We start from the raw sequence: 24099 nt of genomic DNA, 5'->3' as shown, positions 1-24099 counted from the left end.
TGACTAAAAATTACTAATTAATAAATGCTTTTTTATAGGTAATACTGAAACGAACAGTTATCTTACTGTTAATACAAAGGCAAAAAAAGGGCTTTATATTAGGGTTTTACATTAGCCTTAAAAACTTAAGAATGTCACCCCTTTAGGCTGCGCTCAATATTCGGCCAAAAAAGGTTAATGATTAATCCAACGATCACCAAACTCGCCGCCAGAATCTTCCAAAATGGTAGTGGTTCACTTAAAAAATAGGCAGCTGCGCCCATACCAAAGATGGGCACCAGTAATGGGGCTGGCCCCACCACGGCTGCAGGGTGCTTCGATAACAACCAAGCCCAAGCTGCATAACCAAAAATGGTATTGGCCCATGATTGCCATAAAACACCGGCCCATGCCCCTAATGGCGCAGAGGTTATAGCGGCACGCATATGTCCCCACCCACCCTCAAACACAAAGGAGATGGCAAATAAAAGTGGCATAGCAAATGCACTCGCCCAAACCACATAGGCAAGCATATTAATAGAGCCCGCCCTGCGGCTAACAGTATTGGCAATACCCCAAGAAAAACCACAAAAGACAACCAGCAGTAGACCCACAAAAGTCGTTGTCGCATCAGTGTGCAGCGCAATAATTACCAGGCCCATCATCGCAACTAATACGGCCAAAGCTTGATAAAGACGCAAACGTTCTTTAGCAAACAGCATTGCAAAGCCAATCGTGAAAAATACTTGAGTCTGAATTACCAACGAAGCTAAACCCGGAGAAATGCGTCCGTCAATCGCAAAATACAAAATCCCGAACTGCCCTACCCCGACTGCGAGACCATAAATACAAAGATTGATCCAAGACACTTTTGGTCTTGGCAGAAAAAATGCCAGCGGCAGCAAGGCAAAGGTATAACGCAGGGCTGCAAATAAAAATGGTGGAAAAGCCTCAAGCGATAACTTAATTACCACAAAGTTCGTCCCCCACACTGCCACGATGGCTAGCGCAAGCAATAGATGACTTGTCGGTAATTCGTAACTTTTCTGCAGGGGTTTATTCACTGGTGAGTAATTCCGCAACGCGCTCAGCAATCATCATTGTAGGAGCGGCAGTATTACCCGAAGTAATGGTTGGCATCGCAGAAGCATCTACCACGCGCAGATGATGAATACCTCGTACGCGCAACTCAGAATCAAGCACGGCCATCGGATCATTATCACGACCCATCTTACAAGTGCCCACTGGATGAAAAATAGTAGTGCCAATATCACCCGCAGCTTTTACCAATTCATCATCGGTTTGATATTGCACGCCTGGTTTGTACTCTTCAGGAGAATATGGTCGAAGAGCGGCCTGATCCACAATGCGACGAGTTAAACGCAAAGACTCTGCCGCTACTTTACGATCCTCATCGGTGGATAAATAATTTGGACTAATTACTGGTGGGGCCTCTGGATCAATCGAGTTGATATGGACACTGCCACGAGAAGTTGGTCTCAGATTGCAGACACTGGCTGTAAATGCATTAAAGGTATGCAAGTCGTCGCCAAACTTTTCCAATGACAAAGGTTGCACGTGATATTCCACATTGGCGCTCTTTTGCTCTGGTGAGCTATATGCAAATGCACCGAGTTGTGAGGGTGCCATTGACATTGGTCCAGAGCGTTTGAAGACATACTCCAAGCCGATCAACAGCTTACCTAGAAGAGTATTCGCCTTAGTGTTTAAAGTCTTGATACCGTCAACCTTATAGACCATGCGCAGTTGTAAATGATCTTGCAAATTCTCACCAACACCAGGTAGATCAACAACTACTGGGATACCCAAGGATTGCAGATACTGAGCAGAACCGATTCCAGAACGTTCCAAAATTTGCACGCTGCCTATTGCGCCAGCACAGAGCAATACCTCGCCACCCTGCTCAATATTGCAGAGCGCTTCAGACGCAATCCCATTTTTTTTGTACTCAACACCGAGACAATTTTTGGTTTGCGGATCAATTTTTAACTTGCTTACTATTGCTTCGGTGAGAACCGTCAGATTGCTCCGCTTTGCAGCGTCTCTTAAAAAAGCCTTAGAAGTATTTAGTCGCCAACCTGCGCGCTGACTTACGTCAAAATAACCCACCCCAAAGTTGTCTCCACGATTAAAGTCATCAGAAGCTGGTATCCCCGCCTCCACCGCCGCCTCTTTGAAGCGATCCATAATTGGCCAACGAAGACGTTGTTTTGAAACCGTCCACTCACCACCCTTGCCATGCCACTCATTTCTTGCGCCGTGGTAGTCCTCAAATGACTTATAGCGCTTGAGCGCGTTTTCCCAAGACCAAGATTCATCGCCAGTAGCCTGAACCCAAGATTCATAATCACCTGCTTGGCCACGCATATAAATCATGCCGTTGATAGATGAACATCCTCCCAGTACGCGACCACGGGGATATAACAAAGATCGACCATTGAGACCCTTTTCAGAAGTTGTCTTAAAGCGCCAATCTGCTCTAGGGTTATCAATGCAATACAAATACCCCACTGGTACATGAATCCAGATGTAGTTGTCGTTCTTGCCCGCCTCAATCAACAGGACTTTCTTATTGGGGTTCTCGGTTAAACGCTTAGCCAACATACAGCCAGCACTACCTGCCCCAATGATGATGTAGTCGTAAGTATTCGCTTGAGTCATCTTTATGCGTTAATTTAAAGCGTTAATAAAGGTTGCCAGTCAATTTACAGCTGTACTGTCTATTATTTACCACTCTAGCAAATTAGACATCTTAGCCCTGCTCACAACACCCTCTAAAATGACCATATGCATATTAACGAGAAGAATCGGACTCCCAAGCTAGTTGATGCTGACGAGGGTCCAAGTAAGTCAGAGCTAAAACGCCAAATGACTGAACGTCAAAAATTGGCAGAAGTTTTGGCTGCCCTTAGTAGCGATGCTTTAAAAACAATCCCTCTGGACGAAGCCATTAAAACCGCCATTGCAGAAACCAACAAAATTAAAAGTTTCGAGGCGATACGTCGCCATAAGCAATATCTTGGCAAGTTAATGCGCTTCTTAGATGAAGAAGAGCTTGAGGCTATTCAAAAGCGCTTGGATGCAATTCAAGGTGTTAGTAAAGCAGAAACTGCCAAACTCCATTTTCTAGAGAGTTATCGCGACCGATTGATTGCCAGCGATGATGCATTTACCAAAATGATCGAGCAATATCCAGATATGGATATTCAGAATATGCGCACTTTAATTCGTAATGCGCGTCGAGAAAAAGAGCAAAACAAACCGCCAAAAGCTTACCGAGAGATCTTTCGCGTTTTGAAAGAGCTAGGGCTTTAGACTTTGAGCTTGCTGGATGGTATTTCTATCCAACGATAAAAATAATTTGCAGTAAAGATACTGCAGATAATCACACCCAACATCAGCAAGATCGCAATCACACCGCTCTCATGAGTGTGCAATCCAAATGCAATATAGAGGGTGTTTGCTAGCAGAATAAATGCAAAATGAATCAAGAAAGCGCAATAAGATCGCTTGCTTCCCCATGCAATCGCTTTTAATAAACCGCTCCCTTCAAAATCTTTAGGATATTTAGTATTGCCCCATAAAAACAATGCAAGCGCTACAAACCAAGCCAAGAAATTTCTTAACCAGATTTGCTGAAGTGAGGCAGCAGCAATCACAAGACCAATCAAAATTAATACCGATTTTGCTAAACGTTTCACTCTCGCATCCTCAAATTGGCTAGCCAAATAAGCCAAAACACCCAAACCATAGGATCCAATAAAGTAAATAAAATATGCCTCGTAGTCACTCGAGCGATTAAAAAACAATAAGGAACTCACCGCCAAAATTCCAATCATCCAAATCAATGCTTGATAACGGGGAAAAGATATAAACAAGATAGCCAACACTGAGTAGAGTTGCCAATCTATTGCAACATACCAAGCCCCAGCAGAAATTGAATCGAGACCTAATATTCCTTGAATAAAAAAGAGATGCGCCAAAAATTGCCCAAGGGTTTCTGACTGACCAACAAATTCATCATTTACCCAGAAGCGCGTAATGTAAGCGCACGCGATAGTAAAGATAAGGGCAGCAGCGTAAGGTGCAAATAGACGTAAGTAGCGGTTTAAAATTAGTTTAAGCAATCCATGAGCGCTAAATTTTGCGTTTGCATATCGACTCAAAGACTGCGCAGCTAAATAACCCGCCATCACAAGAAATATCTGGACTGCATAACGGCCATACTCAAATAGCCAAGTCATCAAACCCGGCAAGATCAATCGAGCGTCTTGCGCAATTTGCCCATAGCTTGAGAGATGATGCAAGATGATCAATAAGGCCGCAAGAACCTTCAAAAAATCGATCAGAAAAAGTGAGTTTATTTGCTTCAAAAAGATTTGATTACTTCGATTTAGCTTTGCCCATCAAAGAAGCTAGCAAGGGATTGGCACTTGCTAGTTCTTTTTTGGATTTTGCCTTCTCAGCAGCTCCGAGCTTCGGTGCTTTGGTGGCATTTTTCATGCCTTGCGCAGTTTTCAAAGCTAAATTCTTATAAAGATCGGTTTTTTTCATTGCCATGATGAAGGCTCTTTGTTCTATTGCAAATTCAATACTGAATTACTTGGTTAGCGAACGGGCTGCCAAGCCCATAAACAACAACGACCAACCTTGCAACAACAGCTCAATCGCAATCAACATCCCCGGAAGCCAAAGACTAGATTCTGGGTAGCCATTCATGATTAATACGCCCATCAAGATCGAGAGAGCTGAAGATAAAACCAACCAGAACCATTCACGGAAATGACGATGCTGTAATGCGGAAATCAAGCGAAGTACTCCAGTCACAAAAAAGATTGCAGCAAGCCATAAAGTAATTGCTTCTAGTGCTGGAATTGGGAAAGCCCAAGTGAATATGGCTGCAACAATATAGATAGCCGCTAATACTAATTGCACTCCTACGCTTTTCCAACCTTGCGATTTGAGTGCATGCGCTCCCTGCAATACACCTCCAGCAAACAAGAAAATGCCCAAGACGTTTACGGAGATAAATGAAAACAAAGTTTGACCAGCGATACCAATCATGCCCAGCACAATAAATAAAATTCCTAAGCCAATTAATGTACCCGGAATTTTGGCAGCAGCGCCCAATACTTTTGCACGAATCTCTTCAATTTGAGCATTAGATAGTTCGGTCATAAAAATACTTTCTTTTGTAATAAATGAAATTAAATAAAACTAAATTCTGATGACGACTTACAAAGCATCATCAACGGAATCTATAAATTGGCGCACGGTACGATTAAAGATCTCTGGTTGCTCAATATTCGATAAATGCGCCGCTTGCTCAATGATTACCATCTTCGAATTATCGATGAGGCGATGTAAAACAGTGCCTTGGTCTACGGTACATGCTGGGTCATCGCGTCCAGATAAAACCAAAGTCGGAGCCTTAATCTTTAGCAGCATTGTACTTTGCGCCATATCACGTACCGCACTTCCACATGCGATATAGCCATTTAGATTGGTGCCCAAGATCATTTGCCGCACTTTTTCAATTTCTTGAGGCGCACGTTCAATAAAAGCTGCTGTAAACCAACGCTTAATCGTGCCGTCGACTAGACCAGCAATACCTTGGGTGCGGGCAATTTCAAAGCGCTCTTCCCATAAACTACGCGGCGGCATTTCAGAAGCAGTATTACAAAGTGATAGTGAAAGAATTCGCTCAGGGTAACGTGCCCCGAGTTGCTGTCCAATCATGCCGCCAATTGACAAGCCCATAAAGTGGGCTTTTTCAATCTTCAGAGCATCCAGCAAGCCAACAGCATCATCCGCTAACTGAGCAATCGTGTAGGGACCCTCACTTACTCCTGAGGCACCATGCCCTCTTTTGTCATAACGCAATACGCGATAACGATCAGCTAGCGCAGCTACATTGCCATCCCACATACTGCCATTGGCCATCAAACTATTTGCCACTAGTACAACGCGTCCATCTTCTGGGCCATCAAAACGGTAGGCTACATCCGTTCCGTCCACCTTCACCTTCTTTACATCATGTAATTGCGTCATTGTTCTCCACCTTATTTCTCATTATTTATCTATTTCTTAGAGCATGTTAGATTATCTAACGAAACAATAAAAATACTAAGGAGACGCTATGTTTACATTCCTAAAACTGGGGCTGCCTAGCCATAAGTTCAGCAAGATCATTCTGGCTACAGGCCTTGCTATTGGTATGGCATGTAGCCATGCACAAAGCTATCCCAATCGCACTGTGAAAATGATAGTTCCCCTCACTACGGGTTCAGGTGCGGATATTGCCGGTCGTGTGGTCGCCAAGAGCCTTTCAGAAACTTGGAAACAATCAGTGATTATTGAAAATCGTCCAGGCGCTGGTGGACTGATAGGTACTGGTGTGGTGGTGAACGCTGATCCTGATGGATACACCTTATTAGTTCAATCAGCCTCATACGCAGCAAATCCCGCTATTTATAAGAAGCTTCCTTATGACCCACTCAAAAGCTTAACTGATGTGGCGATCTTGGGACAAACTCCTTATGTGATGGTTACTGCTGCTGATGGCCCTTATCAAACCATTCGCGATCTCGTGATCGCCGCCAAGTCCAAGCCAGATGAAATTACTTTTGCCTCGGCTGGGGTTGGCAGTTCAACTCATCTTGCGGCGGAATACTTTAATCAAATGATGGGCATCAAACTCACACACGTTCCCTACAAGGGATCGCCTGAAGCCATTCAGGACACCATGTCTGGGCGCACTGCTTTTTATATGGCGCCCTTAGACACTGCAATCGGACAACTCAAGGGTGGCAAATTACGTGCGCTCGGTGTAACCAGCAAAACGCGTAACCCTGCCATTCCGGATATTCCAAGCGTTGCAGAACAGGGATATGCCAATTTTGAAATTGGTTTGTGGTTTGGAGTTTGGGCACCAGCCGCTACTCCTAGCGCAATTGTGAATAAGATTAATAAGGATATTAATCAAGCAATGCTAGATCCTGAAGTCAAAGCCGCATATGAAAGCAAAGGGATTAAAGCAACGCCAATGAGTCCTGCAGAATTTTCAAAATTTGTGCGCGAAGAAATGAACAAATATCAAAAGATTGCTAAAGAAGCTGCAATTGAACCGCAATAATCCAGCACCACTATGCCAGGCCCCGAGCGCAGAAGTGCGCTCGCCACAACTAACTCTTCCCGCAGGATCAGTAGACTGTCATGCGCATGTATGTGGGCCTGCTAGTCAATTTCCCTATGCGCCAGAGCGCATCTATACACCACCAGATGCTACTCTTGAGAGCTATCAAACGCTCTTGCAGATGCTGGGGATAGATCGCGCAGTTCTGGTGCAACCCAGTGTATATGGAACGGATAACCGAGCACTCTTATCCGCTCTACGTTCCAATCCCCAGCAATTTCGAGGTGTGGCAGTAATTTCGAATGATCCCAAAGCAAGCAGCGATCAAGAACTCGCTGATTTGCATGCGGCAGGCATTCGGGGGCTACGCTGCAATATTGTGGATATTGCTGATAAGTCTGCTGGACTACCAATCGAGCAACTACGCAATTTAGCCAAACGAATTGAACCATTAGGCTGGCATCTCGAATTGCTAATGCATGTGAATGAATACCCCAATCTTGCCAAGACCTTTGAAGACTTTCCGGTTGATTTAGTATTTGGACACTTTGGTTATAGCCATGCGAAGCATGGAATTGCGGACAAGGGATTTCAGGGGCTATTAGAGTTAATGAAGAGTCAGCGTGCTTGGGTCAAGATGACAGGACCCTATCGTATTTGCGATGGCAATCTTCCATACGAAGATATGCGCCCTTTCAATGACGCTGCATTAGAAGCAAACCCCAATCGCTTGATTTGGGGCAGCGATTGGCCTCATGTGATGGTCAAGAGACAAATGCCGCACGATGCTGACCTCTGCGACCTTCTAGGTGAATGGGTACAAGACGCCAATATAAGAAAATCCATATTGGTCGACAACCCCTGTATCCTGTATGACTTTCCGGCCTACAAGTAGTCAATGATTAAAGCATCGCAAGCTACAGGTCACAATTAGTGCATTAAGCAATAAAGAATAAGAGAACAGAAAAAATATGGATACAACTCTCACGGTAGTTTTAGGCATTGTTGCCATGCTTTTACCTTTGCTAGTAGGGCGCCTATTTTGGAAGCGTTTTGATCATTACTTCGGCAGAAACGATGAGGTCTATATGGATAGCCTCGAATACTTCTTAAAGAAAATTGGTTCCACTGTTTTGATTGCTTTCATCATTCTTTGGATTGGCATGAGCTTAGTGTTTAACGGCAACGCCTCTTAAAGATATGAACGATCAATTAAAAACAATGCTTCTCAAAGCAAAGTTGAACTTTGCGATTTTGGGTTCCATTTTGATCATTGCCGTTTTAGGTAAATTCATTAATCCAGAATTAACCAACAGCATCTTTGTAACGGCAGATCAATTGGTCTCGGATCTATACATCGTTTTTATTGCAATTACCTTGGGTGCTTTTGTTCCCAACTTTAAGTTGGTGGCCTTCGGATCGATTGCTACTTTTATTGGCGCAACCATCTTGATTCAGATAGGCGTCTTTACCTATCTCACAACCGAGTATGTATTTTCTGTGCTGATCGTAGTACTGGGCTTTGCTTCCATTGCCAATCTTTATAGGCACTATCGGGAGTTTGGGCTTTAGATCAGCAAGAACGTAACAGCGCCAAATAAAAAGTCCCATTTGTTGGGACTTTTTATTTAATCATGCTGCCATTTTAAAAACTCTGATCCTTGGCTCGATCTCTTTTTGTAGATTTCTTTTGGCTACACGCATATCGTATTCCGACTGCAAGTTAAGCCAAAAGCGCGGCTCCATAGAAAAAAATAATCCGAGACGCAAAGCTGTATCCGCAGTAATCGGCCGAGTTCCATGAACAATCTCACTGATTCGGCTAGGAGAAACATCAATATCAGCCGCTAACTGGCGAGCAGTAATTTCCATAGGCTTCATAAAGTCTTCCAAGAGAATTTCTCCGGGGTGAATTTCTTCAAGTAATTTTGTCTTCATCATCTTCTCAGTGGTAATCCACAATTTCTACGTTGTAGGCTCCATCCCCTTTCCATACAAAACATATGCGCCATTGCCCATTAATACGAATACTGTGCTGATCCTTGCGCTTTCCCTTCAAAGATTCCAGCATATTGCCAGGCGGAACTCGTAAGTCTAATAAAGTAATAGCTGCATGTAATTGCAATAATTTTCTTCGAGCAACTCGTTCAATGCTTCCAAACTGTCGTGAAGGCTTGCTATTAAATAAATCTTCAGTTTGTTGACATGAAAATGAGCAGATCATGCGCAATAATATTCTGTATAACAGAATCTGTCAAATGGAACTTTTGATACATTCTTCAAGATCTATGATGGTGAATAAAAAAACCCCCGATTATTCAGGGTTTTTTATTCTTCAAAGATAAGCCTACTTATCTAATGCCCCATAAATCACTGCATTGAGTTGCTCACGATGCACCTTACGGATTTCACCGGGAGCAACACCCATCATGACAACTACCATCTGCTCTTTTGGATCAACCCAGAATATCGTTCCGTAGGCGCCGTTCCATGTGAAGTCTCCAACGTTGCCATTAATAGCAGACAAGCCACGGTCTGTTCTGACTGCAACACCTAATCCAAAGCCATAACCCATACGGCCTGGCTCTGTACCACTCACATTATTTTTAATGTCTTTATTCAAATGATTAGATGTCATGAAAGCAACTGTTTGTGGACCAAGTACGCGCTTGCCGTCCAGACTTCCGCCATTGAGCAGCATTTGTCCAAAGCGAATGTAATCCCCTGCTGTGGAATAAGCGCATGAGCCGCCACAATCAAACTTCACTTTTTGTGTATGAATATCTACCTTTTGCGGCTTACCAGTTAATGGATCGATTGGTAGGGGTTGAGCAAGTCTCGGACGATCCTTTTCAGCTAGATCAAAAGTTGTGTTGGGCATGCCCACTTTGTTCCAGATGCGCTCTTGCATTACTGCGCCTAAAGACTTGCCAGCAATTTTTTCTTCAATAATGCCCAGCACATCTAAACCAAAACCGTAATCCCAAGCAGTACCTGGCTCATATAACAAGGGATTGCTGGCTAACTTATCGATAAACTCTTGGGCCGTGTATTGGACTGCTGCTGGAGCAGAACCAGCGGGATACATTTTGTGAACAGGCGTTGCTCCACGACCACCATACGTTAAGCCATTTGTGTGACGCATCAGATCTTGTACGGTAATGGGATTTTTTGCTGGTACTGTGGTGAGGTTACCTTCAGCATCAATCTTGCCTACTTTCATATCCTTAAATTGGGGTAACCAATTGGAGATAGGCGCATTTAAGGGAAGTTTGCCTTCCTCATAAAAGGTGAGCGCACCGACCGACGCCATGACTTTTGTCATCGATGCCAAGTTAAAAATCGCATCGGTTGTCATGGGTTTGTTATTGGCTTTATCCAGATACCCATACGGTTTAAAAATGGTGAGCTTGCCATTTTTAGAAACTGCTAAAACTGCTCCTGCCATATTGTTCGCAGCAATTTGATCCGCAAAAAAGGCATCGATTCTTTTCAAACCCTCTTGGCTAAATCCCTGTCCTGGAGTTGCGCTGAGTGGTAGTGGTGCTTTTGCAGTGTCAGCTGCAAATAGGGTTGCGCTGGTAAATAAACCTGCGCTCAAAGCCATACTCAGGCTAAGAGCCTGTAATTTCTTCATTTTTTGTCTCCAGTCTGTGTTTCTTATTGTTGTAATTGCTTGCAATAACAGGGGATTTTTATCCCTCAGAGGCTATTGAAGCAGATTTTTGGCTTTATTCAGGCTTTTTCATATCTATATATGTTTTTAGATATATAGAATCAACTTTTAATTATTTGTGGGAATATCTACGAAATATGACAATAACGGTCTTATGTATAAATACGACGCCATTGACCAAACCCTTGTAGATCAACGAGTTGCCCAATTTCGCGACCAAGTTACCAGACGTTTAAACGGTAGCTTAGCCGAAGAAGAATTCCGCCCCTTACGTTTACAAAATGGTTTGTATCACCAACGCCATGCTTACATGTTGCGTGTTGCTATCCCTTATGGATTATTGAGTGCAAAACAATTACGTACGCTCGCACTCATCTCTGAAAAGTATGACCGCGGCTATGGTCATTTCACAACCCGTCAGAACATTCAATACAACTGGGTCACTCTCGAAGAGACGCCCGATATTTTGGCTGAGCTTGCCAAAGTAGAAATGCATGCGATTCAAACATCAGGCAACTGTATTCGTAATATTACGAGCGATGCATTTGCAGGGGTTGCCGCTGATGAGTATGTTGATACGCGTCCAATTTGTGAACTATTACGTCAATGGTCTACGCTTCATCCAGAATTCGCCCACCTGCCACGCAAATTTAAATTTGCAGTCAATGGGGCTAAAGAAGACCGTACTGTATTACTCTGCCACGATGTTGGTATCGAGCTCAAGAAAACCCCCAATATAAATAATGGTGAACTAACTGCTGACATCTATGCGGGAGGCGGCATGGGTCGCACACCAATCCTAGGCTCACTCATTAAGCAGGATTTACCTTGGCAATTCTTGCCCAGCTATCTCACCGCTTTGCTGCGGGTTTATAACCGTTTCGGCAGAAGAGATAACTTATATAAGGCTCGCATCAAGATTTTAGTCAAAGCTTTGGGTCCAGAAGAATTTGCTCGCCAAGTTGAAGGTGAATGGGCTCACATTAAAAATGGGAATGACAACTTCACCCAAGCCGAGTGGGAGCGTGTTGCCAAACACTTCACCAAACCTGCTTACAAAAATTTACCTGCATTAAGTTTCGAGCAAGTAATTAACCAAGCTTCTGAAGCGGACAAAGCAGCTTTCACACGTTGGTTAGAGCGCAACGTCAAACCGCATCAAGTGCTAGGCTATGCCAGCGTGATTCTGTCACTCAAACCTCATGGTTCGGTAGCCCCTGGTGATGCCACTACTGCGCAGATGTATGCGATTGCAGATCTGGCAGACCAATATAGCTTTGGCGAACTACGCGTTACCCATGAACAAAATCTGGTGCTAGCCGATGTTGAACAAGCCAAGCTCTATGAGCTATGGCAAGAAGCGAAGAGGCAAAAAGTAGCATTGCCAAACATTGGATTACTTACTGACATCATTGCTTGTCCAGGCGGGGATTTCTGCTCATTAGCCAATGCCAAATCACTTCCGATTGCTAAAGCGATTCAAGAACGTTTTGATGATCTTGATTACTTGTTTGATCTAGGTGATATCAGCCTGAACATTTCTGGTTGCATCAATTCTTGTGGACACCATCACGTTGGCAATATTGGTGTTTTAGGTGTCGATAAAGATGGTGAAGAGTGGTATCAAATCACCTTAGGTGGTGAGCAAGGCAACGATGCCTCGATTGGTAAAGTGATTGGACCCTCTTTCTATGCCGATGAAATTCCAGATGTGATGACCAACATCATCAATACTTATGTTGCTCAGCGTAATGGTGATGAGCCTTTCATTGAGACTTATCGTCGCCTAGGCGTAATTCCATTTAAAGAGGCGGCATACAAGAACGCCAAGAAAAAAGATAGGGAAGTAGCATGAGCCAATTGAATATCACCTCCCATTCAGAAATTGTGTATTTTCCCAAGGGCGGAAAGCCTGTGCTGATTCCAAATGAATGGCAAGTATGGAGTGGCAGCCAAGATGAGGGTGGCCTGCCCGATTTAGATCATGGTGCTCACAAAGTTTTAGTCCCGTTTACTTGGTGGCTTGAGCATCATCATGAAGCTGATGTGATTGCCAAAGCTCAGAATGGTCAGATTGGCGTTTGGTTTGCTACTGATGACGACATCCTTAAGCATGCGGATGTGATTGAGGCTGGCAAATCCGTTTGGCCTTTAGTGGCTGCGCACTTCCCAATTTTTAGGGACGGCAGAAGCTTTAGTACTGCAGCCCTACTCAGAGACCGTTTTCAATGGACTGGTGAGATCCGTGCGATTGGTGATGTCCTCATCGATCAACTCTTACAAGGTGCACGTGTGGGCTTTGATAGTTTTGCGCTTCGTCCAGATCAAAACTTAGACATTGCCCTCAAGCAATTTGATCTTTATACAGTGGCTACTCAAAATAGTTGGCGTGGAGCAAGAACCACTTTAGCTACCTTGAGCGCTTAAAAGTCATCATGACCATCCGGGGCACTAGTATCGAAATGAACAGCCATCCACTTGGAAAAGTCTATCTCGTGGGTGCTGGCCCTGGTGCAGTAGACCTTATTACAGTTCGAGGCGCCAAACTGTTAGCTCAAGCAGATATTGTGTTCTATGATGCCTTGGTAGATCCTGAGATGCTGACACTCTGTCCTCAAGCGGTTTTGGTTGAGGTAGGTAAACGTTGCGGCAAACTTTCTTCAGCCCAGCAGTTCATTAATAAGCGCCTTGTAGATGCTGCGCAAAAGCACCGAGTCATTGTTCGCCTCAAAGGCGGAGACCCCATGCTCTTTGGTCGTGCCGATGAAGAAATTCAGACTCTAAAACAAGAAGGTATTGAAGTTGAAGTGGTGCCAGGGATTACTGCGGCTTTAGCGGGAGCAGCCAGTATTCAGCAATCGCTCACATTACGTGGAGTTTCTCGTAGCGTGGCATTTGTGACACTTTCCCAAGGAACAGAGAATGTTCCTGATCATCTCCCTACAGGGCCGATCTCCAATCCCGCTGCAGATACTTTAGTCTATTACATGGGTCGCAAAGATGCAGCGCATATTGCCCAGCATCTCATTGAGCAAAGCCCGAATCAAAAAAGCGATACTCCTGTTCATATTTTGGAGGCAGTCAGTACTGCGCGCGAACGCTTATGGACTAGCACACTACAAGATTTGGCCTCTGGAAAAGCAGATCAATGGTTTGACAGCAACTCACCAGCACTCATCATGATTGGCGAGGCTTTAAGAAAGCACTCTTCCAGCAGCGAACACTCAGAGAGCTCTCGCTCCGAAATCGACAATCGCTTGCAAGACAGCATCATCATCACCGACTGCGCTCGTCGCGCGTAATTGCACATTCGGAAATTTCACCCTGCACTCTTCTAATAGCAGTGGAAAGTCATTTCTTAAGTGACCGCCCTGCCCGAAAAATACTGGCACGATAGTTAGTTCATTTGCACCCTTGGCGACCAAACTAGCAACCGCTTGTTCCAGTGAGGGTTGCATCATCTCCAAAAAGGCTAGCTCTACCAAAATATCAGGATGCTGCATTTGCCATAAGCTTGCCAGTCGGTCAAATGGCTCACGCCAGCGAGGATCTCGTGCCCCGTGACCAAATAAAATAATAGCTTTCATGGATAGTTATACACTCTCATAATGAAGGATTAGCATAGGTAAACCGCCCCTAATGCTGAATGTTCATAGCTTACTCTGATTTACAAATACATTCTTACTGACCATCTCGAAATGACATCCTCATGACTGCCTTACTTAGCCAAACTTGGTTCATTGTTCTGATGAGCATCACACTAATTGGTGCAGTTCTCTCTGCAGTTCATCATGCGGAAGTAATTGCTCATAAGACCGGTGAGCCGTATGGCACTTTAGTGCTCTCTATCAGCGTGACCATTATTGAAGTCTCTTTAATTATCTCGATGATGCTGACCGGTCATGATGGAGCAGAATTTATTGCCCGAGATGCGGTATTTGCTACCGTCATGATTGTGATTAACGGTGTGATTGGTTTATGTATTTTTATGGGTGGCCTGACCCATCACGAAATGAGCTTTCGAAATGAAGGCACGAACTCCGCATTGGCAGTCCTCACCGCATTGGCAACCTTTATTTTGGTGATGCCCAATGTCACCGTGACGACACCAGGCCCCGACTTTACTAAAAGCCAATTGGCTTTTGCAGGCATAGCCTCATTTTCTCTCTATATTGCTTTTCTGTTCTTTCAAACAGTGACTCATCGTGACTACTACTTACCCAAAACAAAAGAGAAGAAAACCGATAAAAATGTACATGCCCAAAAGCCCAGCAATCTGAAAACGAGCGTCAGTGCAGTGTTATTAATACTCTCACTCATTACGGTAGTCGGTCTTGCAGAATTACTCAGCCCTGCCATAGAAAGAGCGGTTGATGCTGCTGGTGCACCCAAGACCATTGTTGGTATTGCCATCGCACTTCTCGTCTTAATGCCTGAAGGCTTTGCTGCGGTGCGAGCAGCCAAAGCCAATCGCTTACAAAGCAGTCTGAACTTAGCCCTAGGTTCCGCTTTAGCAAGTATTGGCTTAACGATTCCGACTGTGGCAGCGATTGCCATCTTTTTCAATTTACCCCTGAGCTTAGGTATTAGCGAACTGAATATGGTGTTGATGTATCTCAGCTTCTTTATTGGGGCACTCACGCTGGCCATTGGCAGAACTACCCTACTGCAAGGTATCGTTCATATCATCATTTTCTTAGAGTATTTGTTCTTAAGTTTGGTGCCTTAAAACAGTAGCGCTTTCTGAGCATCTTCATTAGTAAATGAATCCAAACAAAGCACTGACTTTACTTTTGAGGATACTGTCTTAAACAGGGTTAGACCATTAAAAGTCATAAAACAGCTATAAATATTATAATTTCCTAATGACTGTAAGCCAACTATCGCATCGCCCGCGCGCCTTTTATTTTTGGTGCGTCATTGGCTGCTCTCTTCTTGCTACGGTTATTCACCTGTACATCATTCATCGCTATGCAAGCGGAATGCCCTACCGAGATGATTTCGATGCAATTTTTGGATTTCTAAATCCGCTCCCAGACCTTAGTTTTACTCAGAAATTCCTTCATCTTTTCTCTCAAAACAATGAGCACCGGATATTTCTAGACAACCTAATTAGTTTGTCTATGGTGAAACTGACTGGAAGATTTGATTTTGTTTGGATGATTTGGATTGGCAATCTGGGCTGGTTTTTGATTGTTCTGTTTTTTTGGAAATATGCCAAAAGTAATCAAGTTAACTTAATAGAGTTTTCTCCGATTCTAATTGGCATGATGTGCCTTTCTCATTACGAATTAATGACGATGGCAATGGCTGGGGTACAGCACTATTTCCAAGTCTTCTTTTGTCTCTTATCCATTTATTTTTTAACTTCTGGGAGCGTAGCGCTTGCCCTGAGTTTTTTTATTTGCGCCATCTTCACTAGCGGAGGAGGTATCTGCGTTGTACCAGTCATTTTTCTTTACTACCTATCTCAAAAAGAATGGCGTCATCTTTTTATTAGCGTTGTAGTGGTTGGACTTGTATTACTAATCTACTTCCCCATCCTTGGATACGTTCAACCCGCAAGCCATCCTAATGTGCTGCTGGCATTACAAAATCCCCTATATTTAATTACTTATGCATTTGGCTTTTTGGGCAATATTGGAAATACCTACAAGGTTTCCATCGGGCTTGGAATCATCTTCACCGCCTATCTTCTATTAAGAGCGAAGTTCCTGCATGCGAAATATCCTTTTTTATTCTGGCTGACAGCCTATCTAGGGGTAACTGCTGTAACGAATGCCATTACGCGAGGTGGAATTGGTATACGGACTGGTCAAGGCAGTAGATATACCACCTATTCCCTCATACTGACCGCAATCGTGTACTTAACGTGTTTATTAAGTGCGTCTTCAGCGAGAACAAGAGCAAGGGCAGTAGGCGCAGGATTTTTCTTCTCACTCATCATTTTCAGCTATTGGTTTGCTCATGGCCAAGAAAATATTGCCGCCAGATACAATGATCTAGAAAGCGGGGTATTGCAACATCCCTCTACAGAATATGCAGTAAAAACTTTGCAACGCGCAATGGAGCTCGGTTATTACTTTCCCACCAAAGATACCTCCCCAGCAATAGTTATTCAGACACCCAAATGAACGCTTCGATAGATGACTCTCCTATAACGATTTCAGTTGTGATTCCTGTTTACAGGGGTGAAAGTAGCTTGCCGGGACTCATTCAAGAGATATCGACTTTTACAAATGGCATTCATCATTCGCCCAAGGGAATAGCATTCACCATTAAAGAAGTGCTCTTGATTCACGATAGTGGTCCCGATCGTTCGGATCGCGTATTGGAGGAGCTGGCCGAGCAATATAGGTTCGTTAAACCCATTTGGTTATCCCGTAACTTTGGTCAGCATGCAGCAACTCTAGCAGGCATGGCAAGCGCTGCTGGCAATTGGGTAGTTACCATGGATGAAGATGGTCAACAAAATCCTCATGAAATTGGAGCTATGCTAGATATTGCTGTGGAGGGTAATTTTCAAATTATTTATGCTCAACCCATCAATCCTCCGCCGCATGGTGTCTTTAGAAACTTCTGTAGCAAATTTGCCAAAAAGTTAGCGCTCCAATTTTTGGGAGCGCAATATCAAAGCGGTGTATTTAATAGCTTTCGCCTCATAGAAGGAGAAATCGCCAGAATCTTGGCAGCCTACTGCGGGAATGGTGTGTATTTAGATGTAGCCTTATTTTGGATTGCGAATAGAGTTGGCTATGCCCCAATGCTCCTGCGAGGTGAAGATAGGCCATCAAGCTATTCCTTTGGCATGTTGTTAAATCATTTTTGGAGAATGGTGCTGACATCGGGCACCCGTCCATTAAGACTCATCACCATCATGGGCGGCATCTCTTTCTTCCTTGCGCTATTTTTATCGGGGTACGCACTCTACTCCAAATTTATAGAATCTACTCCAATACAAGGCTGGACCTCTCTGCTGATCATCATTTCCTTCTTCTCTGGACTGATCATGGTCTCACTGGGGGTAGTGGCTGAGTACCTTGCCCTGACTACAGGCATTGTGATGGGCAAACCGCTATATGTGGTGACATCCAAACCCACTCGACCATCTAAATAACCATGGCTTTCATCTGGGTGATTGGTAAAGGGGGCTTATTAGGTGGCGCCTTATGCCAAGAGTTCATTTCTTCCTCAGATACTCTATTTGATCCTCAAATTCAATTAAGCTGGCATAACAAAGAACGTGCCTGCGAAGAATTTAAAAATGCAGTATGTGAATTCGTTTCACAAGTCCAAGGACGACATTGGCAAATATACTGGGCTGCAGGTATTGGTACGATGCACAGCACTGCTGAAGAATTGGCAGATGAAACCTATATTCTGAAGTCATTCATTGATACTTTATTAACCAATGAAGGGATCAATCTAAAGGTCGGAACCTTTGTATTTGCAAGCTCTGCAGGCGCTATTTACGCTGGAAAACATGATGAACCCATTCATGAGTCAACCCTACCATCACCCATTAATGCCTACGGACACAGCAAATTACAGCAAGAATCGATTGCGAATGCCCTAAACCAGCATGGAGAGGGGTCTACCGTCATTTCTTGTCGCATTACCACGCTGTATGGCTTTAAACAAAAAAATGGTAAGCAACAAGGACTGCTAGCGGAGATGGTGCGCAGAGCAATATCGAATGAAGTGATTCATATTTACGTTCCTCTTGAAACCATGCGGGACTATATTAGCGCCAGGGTTGCAGCCCAGAAAATCATCTACACAGTCAATCATCTTGAAAAAACATCAGGAATCCATATCAAGATTATTGCCTCCGAAGTCTCGACTTCAATTGCGCAAATGCTCGCCATCTTCAAGAGAATCTACAAACGCAATCTCAGAATAGTCACTCAAGCGGATATTAAAAGTACGCAATACCAACGCGCGGTGCAGTTTAGGTCTGAAGTAGTAATTCCAAACCCTATTGCGAGTCAATCGAACCTCGCAGAAGGAATTGCTGAATTACTCAGAGTGATTCAGCAAGAGAATGCAAAAGGTCGATCAAGCCAACGATAAGCACTAGCAACTACCCCAATAAATGCCCTTTTAAAGCAATTTATCTCAGTAATACCCTCAGGTTTTCAGGTAAATATTGATTGGAGAATTTATAATAATTCAATGTCTAGCCTATTAACCGCATTCTTTGTATCTTTTATTGCGACCTTTTTAATTATCCGCTTTAAACATTTACATAGCGGAACAACAGGTGACTTTGATCTCTCGGGTCCTCAAAAATTTCACACTATAGTTGTCCCGCGTATTGGCGGTGTCTCTATCGCTCTTTCAGTTTTATGCGCCATCCTACTAAAGCTAACAAACTCTCCAAACTATTTAATGGAGTTAACTCTTTTAGTCTGCGCCATTCCCACATTCCTAATTGGGTTAGCAGAAGATCTGACAAAAAAAATTAGCGTTAAAAAGCGTCTGTTTTTCACTGCGGTCTCTGCTGCATTGGCAATTTATTTATTGCAAGCACAAGTGGTGAGATTAGATATTCCTGTATTGGACATCATCCTAGCGCTTCCAGGTATTAGTGCGATATTCACCATTTTTGCTATTACAGGCGTTGCAAATGCCTACAATATTATTGATGGGTTTAATGGCCTAGCAAGTATGGTGGGAATCATTACTCTGCTTGCACTTGCTTATTTAGGCTATGTTTTTTCAGACTATGCCATGATTTATCTAGCGCTGGTAATGGCTGCCGCTATCTTAGGTTTTTTTATTTGGAATTATCCGCGTGGCCTCATATTTTTAGGAGATGGCGGTGCTTATTTGATTGGCTTCTGGATTGCAACACTATCCGTCATGCTCACCTCCAGACACCCAGAAGTCTCGCCATGGTTTGCCCTGTTAATTAATGGATACCCTATCTTGGAAACGCTCTTCACAATTTACAGAAGAAAGATCCACCAAGGCAAAAGTCCAGGCCAGCCAGATGGCATTCACTTTCATACGCTGATCTATCGCCGCGTGCTTAGCTCAAGCCATCAAGATAAGAATTGGTTCTCTACTAACGCTAGAACGGCTCCCTACCTTTGGATTTTGGCAGTGATTAGTGTTACACCCGCTATTCTGTGGTGGCAATCAAGCACCATTCTCATGATTGCAACCCTGCTCTTCACTATCATCTATGTTTGGACTTACACCAGGATTGTGAAATTTAAAACCCCTAAGTGTCTACACCTCTGAGATTTAACTTTGTTCTATGCTGATTTAATATTCACGACCAGAAAATCACCAGTAAATATAGCTATATTGATTCGAAATTCAAGATATAGACGGGCGCTAAAGTGGTCCCATCCCCAGCAATCCTCAAATCATCATACCTTATGAAAAGAGTGGCTTTACTTATTAAATATAAAATGAAATTCCAAGTAATTCTTTTTCAAGCACAAACTGCTCTACACAACAGTTTTTAATCTTCACATTGGCACAAATTTCGAGAGATTTTAAATGGGGCCCTAAATATTACTAACGGACTAAATCATAACTCAGTAACCACCCCCCCTGACAATTACTAACACCCCCCTCCAGATGATCCAAAGGTCAAGGCACAGGAGACCAAAAGAAGATCGCTTAAGATACTGATCTACATACTCATACTCATAAATAGGATTACCCATCTCAGGAGTGCCTTTATTAATATGGCCCAAACCCAGCAATCCTCCACGTAATAAAAATCTAGTTACATTACCCTGCGCACGATCTCTCTCGTAGTGTAAAACTGACAAAGGGCGAGGACCCACAATACTCATATCCCCTTTTAGAACACTCCAAAACTGAGGCAACTCATCTAAGTAATACTTTTTAACAAATTGCCCCACAAGAGTACGACTATCAGGAGTCCACTCGGCGGAATAGGCAATCCAGTCATGTCGCTTTGCTCCCTCAGGCTCTATGTACTTTTTTTTAATCAGTCGAATTTTATATTTAGGAATAATTTTTCCAGCACTAACTGCATTGTAATAAAAAAACATGGGGCCACTGTTTTCAGGGCTCAACAAACCTTCAATCACAAATGCTAACTTCAATATTAAAAAAATAGGTGCAGCAAGCAAAAGAAAAATAATTGCCACAAATTTATCAAACAGCACCTTAAAAAATCTTGGAGAAAGAGGCTCGTTTATTTGAAAAATATGAGGATAACCTTGGAGAATTTCTGCACTAGGTGGCTTGTAAGGAAATGCCTCTTTAGGTTCAGAGATAACCTCATTATGAGTAAGCATATTGCTTATGAAGCCTTAGACCAAATAGTTCGATTAATATAATCAATATAACTTAATACAATTCTTAATAATTGTTTAGATGCAAATTGAGTTTCATAATCTGTCACAGGTGGCATAACTCTATAGCCATTAGAGTGTTGAGATACGATAACTTGCACTGCATCAAGCACTCTCTCCCTCTTTAAGCCAGACATTATCAATGTACCAACATCCATTCCCTCTGGTCGCTCATGCGCATTGCGAATAGTAATTGCCGGCAGATTCAAAAGGGAGCCCTCTTCCGTAATCGTCCCGCTATCAGAGATCACACAAAGAGCCTCCATTTGCAATTTAATATAGTCGCAAAATCCAAAAGGTTTTAAAAATTTAACTCTAGCATCAAAATCATTCACCCTTAATGCATCTAATCTCTTCCTAGTTCTAGGGTGGGTGGAGACTATTACTGGTAAATTATATTTTTCAGCCAATCCATTAAGTGTGTTGATTAAATCTTTAAGGTTTGACTGTGAATCAACATTTTCCTCTCGATGGGCGCTTACCAAAAAATACCCTTTAGACCCAAGACCCATTTCCTCTAATGCTTTAGATTTTAATATTTTCGGCATATAAAAATCTAGAACTTCGCGCATGTGCGAGCCTGTTTTAATAATTGTTTCTGGTCGTATACCCTCGGCGATTAGATATCTTCTTGCGTGCTCTGTTAGCACTAAATTGATGTCACTTAAATGATCCAATACTTTACGGTTTAACTCCTCTGGCACTCGTTGATCAAAACATCGGTTTCCCGCTTCCATATGAAATACAGGGATTTTTCTGCGTTTTGCTGCTATTACCGCCATGCAAGAATTTGTATCTCCGTATAACATAACTGCATCAGGCTCTTCCTTTTCAAAAACCACATCTGCACTTTCTATAACTCTGCCAATAGTTTGTGCGGCATTTTCCCCAACGGCCTCTAAAAAATAATCAGGCCTTCTGATTCCCAAATCTTCAAAGAAAAGTTGATTTAACTCATAATCATAGTTCTGCCCAGTATGCACAAGAATATGATTAAGATTATTGTCAAATTCGGCAATGACTCGACTCATTTTTATTAGCTCTGGTCGCGTACCAACAATTGTCATTACCTTATACATTTAAAGCCTTTTTCACATAATCCAAATTGAGTAGAAGCTCTTTTAACTGCTCAACATTTAATCGTGTCGTACTGTGGGAGGTGTAATCATCAAGATAAGATATCTTTTCCTCCCCCTCGCTAAAATATTTTGCGTAATTTAAATCGCGATTATCTGCGGGAATTCTATAATATTTTCCCATATCCTCGGATCTTGCCATTTCTTCACGCGATACAAGTGACTCATAAAGCTTTTCACCATGCCTCGTCCCAATCACGTTAATTTTATTTTTCTTGGAGAAAATTTCTTTTAACGCTTGAGCTAAATCAGCCACGGTTGAGGAGGGAGACTTCTGGACAAGTATGTCGCCTTGGCGCCCCTCGTAATATGCATGCAATACGAGATCAACCGACTCATCAAGCGACATTAAAAATCTAGTCATATCAGGATCCGTAATTGTTATAGGCTTGTCCTCCAACAATTGGGTAATGAACAAGGGTATTACCGATCCTCTTGAGGCCATCACATTTCCATAACGTGTTCCGCAAAAAATTGTCTCGCCCTTAGCTTGATTTCTGGATTTAGCAATCATCACTTTTTCGGCCATCGCCTTTGAAATCCCCATTGCATTTATTGGGTATACAGCTTTATCAGTGCTTAGAACCACTACCTTTTTTACTCCAAACGCGCTTGCAGATGTCAAAACATTATGAGTTCCAAGTATATTAGTTTGAACTGCCTCCATTGGATAAAACTCACATGATGGAACTTGCTTTAAAGCAGCGGCATGAAAGACGTAGTCAACACCACACATCGAATCATTGATGCTAGATAAATTTCTTACATCTCCAATGCAAAATTTTAGCTTTTCATTTGCATAAGTAATTCGCATATCTTCCTGCTTCTTTTCATCCCTACTAAAAATACGAATCTCCTTCACGTCAGTGAGAAGAAATCTTTTTAAAACTGCAGTCCCAAAAGATCCTGTTCCCCCGGTGATCATTAAGACTTTATCTTTAAACATTTGGCCTCGCATTGTACATATCACTAATCATGTTAATCCAGCTTGGGGCTTTATAGCCAGTTGATTTGAAGAACTTTTCAGGAATAAGGGAGCGATCAATCACGAATTCATCATTCTTCACGATCATCACATCTTTATGATAAACATTTGCAATCAGGCAAAGTAAGTCATACTTGGATATTGGCTCAGCAGCTATGTTGTACAAACCATAAATTGCTTGGTTTGGAATTACGAAATTTTTTATTACCTTTGCCAACTCAAAAGAAGTTAAGCCAGAAAATATGGCTTTACCGAATCCACTACAGATGCTTTTTTGATGAAGAAACCACTCAAGCAAACCATGCCGCGTTTCGATTTCATGACCAATAGTCGAGGTTCTTAATGTAATACAGTTGCATTGGTTAGCTATTTCACCAAACGCCTTAGATCTCCCATACAAGTCAAGAGCATCCGCAATACTCTCTTCGGTATATGAACCGGTAGCGCCTGAAAATACACAATCAGAGCTAATTTGGATCAATCGTATGCCCATCAAGCCGCATAATTTACCCAAACGATGGGGAAATATGGAGTTGATGGGCAATACCGCAATTGGATTATTTGATTCCATAAGGTGCTTAGTAATTCCAGCGCAATTGATCACAATTGATGGCATACTTTTTTCCAGCATCGCAACTAGGCTATCAATATCCTCAATATTGATATTTTTATATATATGATCATTTTCCAATCCAACCAATCCAGCATTAAATTCACTTTTACGAGTTGAACCAAAAACCTGCATTTGCTTGTCTTGAGCCAAATATCTGGCTAATGTTGACCCAATCAATCCAGTTACTCCTAATATGAGCACATTCATACTT

At 42.8% G+C, this 24099-nt stretch carries 27 protein-coding genes; 13 read left to right on the top strand and 14 right to left on the bottom strand.

Annotated features, from left to right (window positions below):
- Positions 1–134: 134 nt before the first annotated feature.
- Both FD973_RS01965 and FD973_RS01960 read right to left on the bottom strand, forming a co-directional pair.
- The gene (locus FD973_RS01965; protein WP_251368805.1) at positions 135–1043 is read right to left on the bottom strand and encodes an EamA family transporter; all 909 of its coding nucleotides are present in this window, start codon (positions 1041–1043) and stop codon (positions 135–137) included.
- Positions 1036–2661 (bottom strand): GMC family oxidoreductase, encoded by a 1626-nt coding sequence (locus tag FD973_RS01960; protein WP_215323979.1) that lies wholly within the window; start codon positions 2659–2661, stop codon positions 1036–1038. The genes FD973_RS01965 and FD973_RS01960 overlap by 8 nt, the downstream gene beginning before the upstream one ends.
- Before the next feature lie 126 nt (positions 2662–2787).
- On the opposite strand from FD973_RS01960, the gene yjgA reads away from it, so the two are divergent.
- Entirely contained in the window at positions 2788–3315 is a 528-nt protein-coding gene (yjgA, locus tag FD973_RS01955) for a ribosome biogenesis factor YjgA (protein ID WP_215323978.1), read from the top strand.
- Here yjgA and FD973_RS01950 read toward each other — a convergent pair.
- Genes FD973_RS01950 through pcaD form a run of 4 tightly spaced genes read right to left on the bottom strand, consistent with a single transcriptional unit; the run spans position 3312 to position 6051 of the window.
- Positions 3312–4373, bottom strand: coding sequence for an acyltransferase (locus FD973_RS01950; protein ID WP_215323977.1), 1062 nt, complete (start codon positions 4371–4373; stop codon positions 3312–3314). The genes yjgA and FD973_RS01950 overlap by 4 nt on opposite strands.
- A 10-nt stretch (positions 4374–4383) precedes the next feature.
- Positions 4384–4560 carry a hypothetical protein gene (locus FD973_RS01945; RefSeq protein WP_215323976.1) on the bottom strand — a complete coding sequence of 59 codons (177 nt, stop codon included), beginning with the start codon at positions 4558–4560 and terminating at the stop codon, positions 4384–4386.
- A gap of 39 nt (positions 4561–4599) precedes the next feature.
- Positions 4600–5178, bottom strand: coding sequence for an HdeD family acid-resistance protein (locus FD973_RS01940; RefSeq protein ID WP_215323975.1), 579 nt, complete (start codon positions 5176–5178; stop codon positions 4600–4602).
- 57 nt (positions 5179–5235) lie between these two features.
- Complete coding sequence (gene pcaD, locus FD973_RS01935) at positions 5236–6051, bottom strand: 3-oxoadipate enol-lactonase (RefSeq protein WP_215323974.1); 816 nt, start codon at positions 6049–6051, stop codon at positions 5236–5238.
- Positions 6052–6139: 88 nt separating this feature from the next.
- Here pcaD and FD973_RS01930 point away from each other — a divergent pair, with 88 nt between their 5' ends.
- The 4 genes from FD973_RS01930 to FD973_RS01915 all read left to right on the top strand — a co-directional run bounded on the left by FD973_RS01930 (position 6140) and on the right by FD973_RS01915 (position 8707).
- Positions 6140–7135 carry a tripartite tricarboxylate transporter substrate binding protein gene (locus FD973_RS01930; RefSeq protein WP_215323973.1) on the top strand — a complete coding sequence of 332 codons (996 nt, stop codon included), beginning with the start codon at positions 6140–6142 and terminating at the stop codon, positions 7133–7135.
- Positions 7122–8030: an amidohydrolase gene (locus FD973_RS01925; RefSeq protein WP_215323972.1), complete on the top strand. Its 909-nt coding sequence runs from the start codon at positions 7122–7124 to the stop codon at positions 8028–8030. Before FD973_RS01930 ends, FD973_RS01925 begins: the two co-directional genes overlap by 14 nt.
- A gap of 76 nt (positions 8031–8106) precedes the next feature.
- Complete coding sequence (locus FD973_RS01920; protein ID WP_215323971.1) at positions 8107–8331, top strand: hypothetical protein; 225 nt, start codon at positions 8107–8109, stop codon at positions 8329–8331.
- A gap of 4 nt (positions 8332–8335) precedes the next feature.
- Positions 8336–8707: a hypothetical protein gene (locus FD973_RS01915; protein ID WP_215323970.1), complete on the top strand. Its 372-nt coding sequence runs from the start codon at positions 8336–8338 to the stop codon at positions 8705–8707.
- A 60-nt stretch (positions 8708–8767) separates the two neighbouring features.
- Here FD973_RS01915 and FD973_RS01910 read toward each other — a convergent pair whose 3' ends face one another.
- The 3 genes from FD973_RS01910 to FD973_RS01900 form a co-directional block, all read right to left on the bottom strand.
- Entirely contained in the window at positions 8768–9073 is a 306-nt protein-coding gene (locus FD973_RS01910) for a HigA family addiction module antitoxin (protein ID WP_215324666.1), read from the bottom strand.
- A 7-nt stretch (positions 9074–9080) separates the two neighbouring features.
- Complete coding sequence (locus FD973_RS01905) at positions 9081–9359, bottom strand: type II toxin-antitoxin system RelE/ParE family toxin (RefSeq protein WP_215323969.1); 279 nt, start codon at positions 9357–9359, stop codon at positions 9081–9083.
- Positions 9360–9482: 123 nt separating this feature from the next.
- On the bottom strand, positions 9483–10772 hold the full coding sequence (locus FD973_RS01900; RefSeq protein ID WP_215323968.1) for a serine hydrolase: 1290 nt from the start codon (positions 10770–10772) through the stop codon (positions 9483–9485).
- Positions 10773–10965: 193 nt separating this feature from the next.
- Here FD973_RS01900 and FD973_RS01895 point away from each other — a divergent pair, with 193 nt between their 5' ends.
- From FD973_RS01895 to cobA, 3 genes are read left to right on the top strand one after another with little or no spacing between them, the layout of a single operon-like run.
- Positions 10966–12666: a nitrite/sulfite reductase gene (locus FD973_RS01895; RefSeq protein ID WP_215323967.1), complete on the top strand. Its 1701-nt coding sequence runs from the start codon at positions 10966–10968 to the stop codon at positions 12664–12666.
- The gene (locus FD973_RS01890; protein ID WP_215323966.1) at positions 12663–13238 is read left to right on the top strand and encodes a DUF934 domain-containing protein; all 576 of its coding nucleotides are present in this window, start codon (positions 12663–12665) and stop codon (positions 13236–13238) included. Before FD973_RS01895 ends, FD973_RS01890 begins: the two co-directional genes overlap by 4 nt.
- A gap of 35 nt (positions 13239–13273) precedes the next feature.
- A complete protein-coding gene (cobA, locus tag FD973_RS01885) occupies positions 13274–14113 on the top strand; it encodes a uroporphyrinogen-III C-methyltransferase (RefSeq protein WP_215323965.1) in 840 nt (279 codons plus the stop codon).
- Here the strand turns inward: cobA and FD973_RS01880 are convergent.
- Positions 14036–14398 (bottom strand): sirohydrochlorin chelatase, encoded by a 363-nt coding sequence (locus FD973_RS01880; RefSeq protein WP_215323964.1) that lies wholly within the window; start codon positions 14396–14398, stop codon positions 14036–14038. The two genes, cobA and FD973_RS01880, sit on opposite strands and share 78 nt — an antisense overlap.
- A gap of 122 nt (positions 14399–14520) precedes the next feature.
- Between FD973_RS01880 and FD973_RS01875 the strand changes: the two genes are divergently transcribed.
- From FD973_RS01875 to FD973_RS01855, 5 genes are all read left to right on the top strand, one after another.
- A complete protein-coding gene (locus FD973_RS01875) occupies positions 14521–15540 on the top strand; it encodes a calcium:proton antiporter (RefSeq protein WP_215323963.1) in 1020 nt (339 codons plus the stop codon).
- Positions 15541–15676: 136 nt separating this feature from the next.
- Positions 15677–16945 carry a hypothetical protein gene (locus tag FD973_RS01870; protein WP_215323962.1) on the top strand — a complete coding sequence of 423 codons (1269 nt, stop codon included), beginning with the start codon at positions 15677–15679 and terminating at the stop codon, positions 16943–16945.
- Complete coding sequence (locus FD973_RS01865) at positions 16942–17928, top strand: glycosyltransferase (protein ID WP_215323961.1); 987 nt, start codon at positions 16942–16944, stop codon at positions 17926–17928. The genes FD973_RS01870 and FD973_RS01865 overlap by 4 nt, the downstream gene beginning before the upstream one ends.
- Positions 17929–17930: 2 nt before the next feature.
- Entirely contained in the window at positions 17931–18884 is a 954-nt protein-coding gene (locus tag FD973_RS01860) for an NAD-dependent epimerase/dehydratase family protein (protein WP_215323960.1), read from the top strand.
- 102 nt (positions 18885–18986) lie between these two features.
- Entirely contained in the window at positions 18987–20060 is a 1074-nt protein-coding gene (locus FD973_RS01855; protein ID WP_215323959.1) for a glycosyltransferase family 4 protein, read from the top strand.
- A 302-nt stretch (positions 20061–20362) separates the two neighbouring features.
- Here the strand turns inward: FD973_RS01855 and FD973_RS01850 are convergent, their stop codons facing one another.
- From FD973_RS01850 to FD973_RS01835, 4 genes are read right to left on the bottom strand one after another with little or no spacing between them, the layout of a single operon-like run.
- On the bottom strand, positions 20363–21097 hold the full coding sequence (locus FD973_RS01850) for a sugar transferase (RefSeq protein ID WP_215323958.1): 735 nt from the start codon (positions 21095–21097) through the stop codon (positions 20363–20365).
- A gap of 5 nt (positions 21098–21102) precedes the next feature.
- A complete protein-coding gene (wecB, locus tag FD973_RS01845; protein WP_215323957.1) occupies positions 21103–22233 on the bottom strand; it encodes a non-hydrolyzing UDP-N-acetylglucosamine 2-epimerase in 1131 nt (376 codons plus the stop codon).
- Complete coding sequence (locus tag FD973_RS01840; protein ID WP_215323956.1) at positions 22226–23236, bottom strand: polysaccharide biosynthesis protein; 1011 nt, start codon at positions 23234–23236, stop codon at positions 22226–22228. Before FD973_RS01840 ends, wecB begins: the two co-directional genes overlap by 8 nt.
- Positions 23229–24095 (bottom strand): SDR family oxidoreductase, encoded by an 867-nt coding sequence (locus FD973_RS01835; protein ID WP_215323955.1) that lies wholly within the window; start codon positions 24093–24095, stop codon positions 23229–23231. Before FD973_RS01835 ends, FD973_RS01840 begins: the two co-directional genes overlap by 8 nt.
- Positions 24096–24099 lie beyond the last annotated feature (4 nt).

Source organism: Polynucleobacter sp. MWH-Braz-FAM2G (assembly GCF_018687635.1).
Taxonomy (GTDB): domain Bacteria; phylum Pseudomonadota; class Gammaproteobacteria; order Burkholderiales; family Burkholderiaceae; genus Polynucleobacter.
Note: the sequence above shows the minus strand (reverse complement) of the source record. Positions and strands in the feature narration are given on the sequence as shown.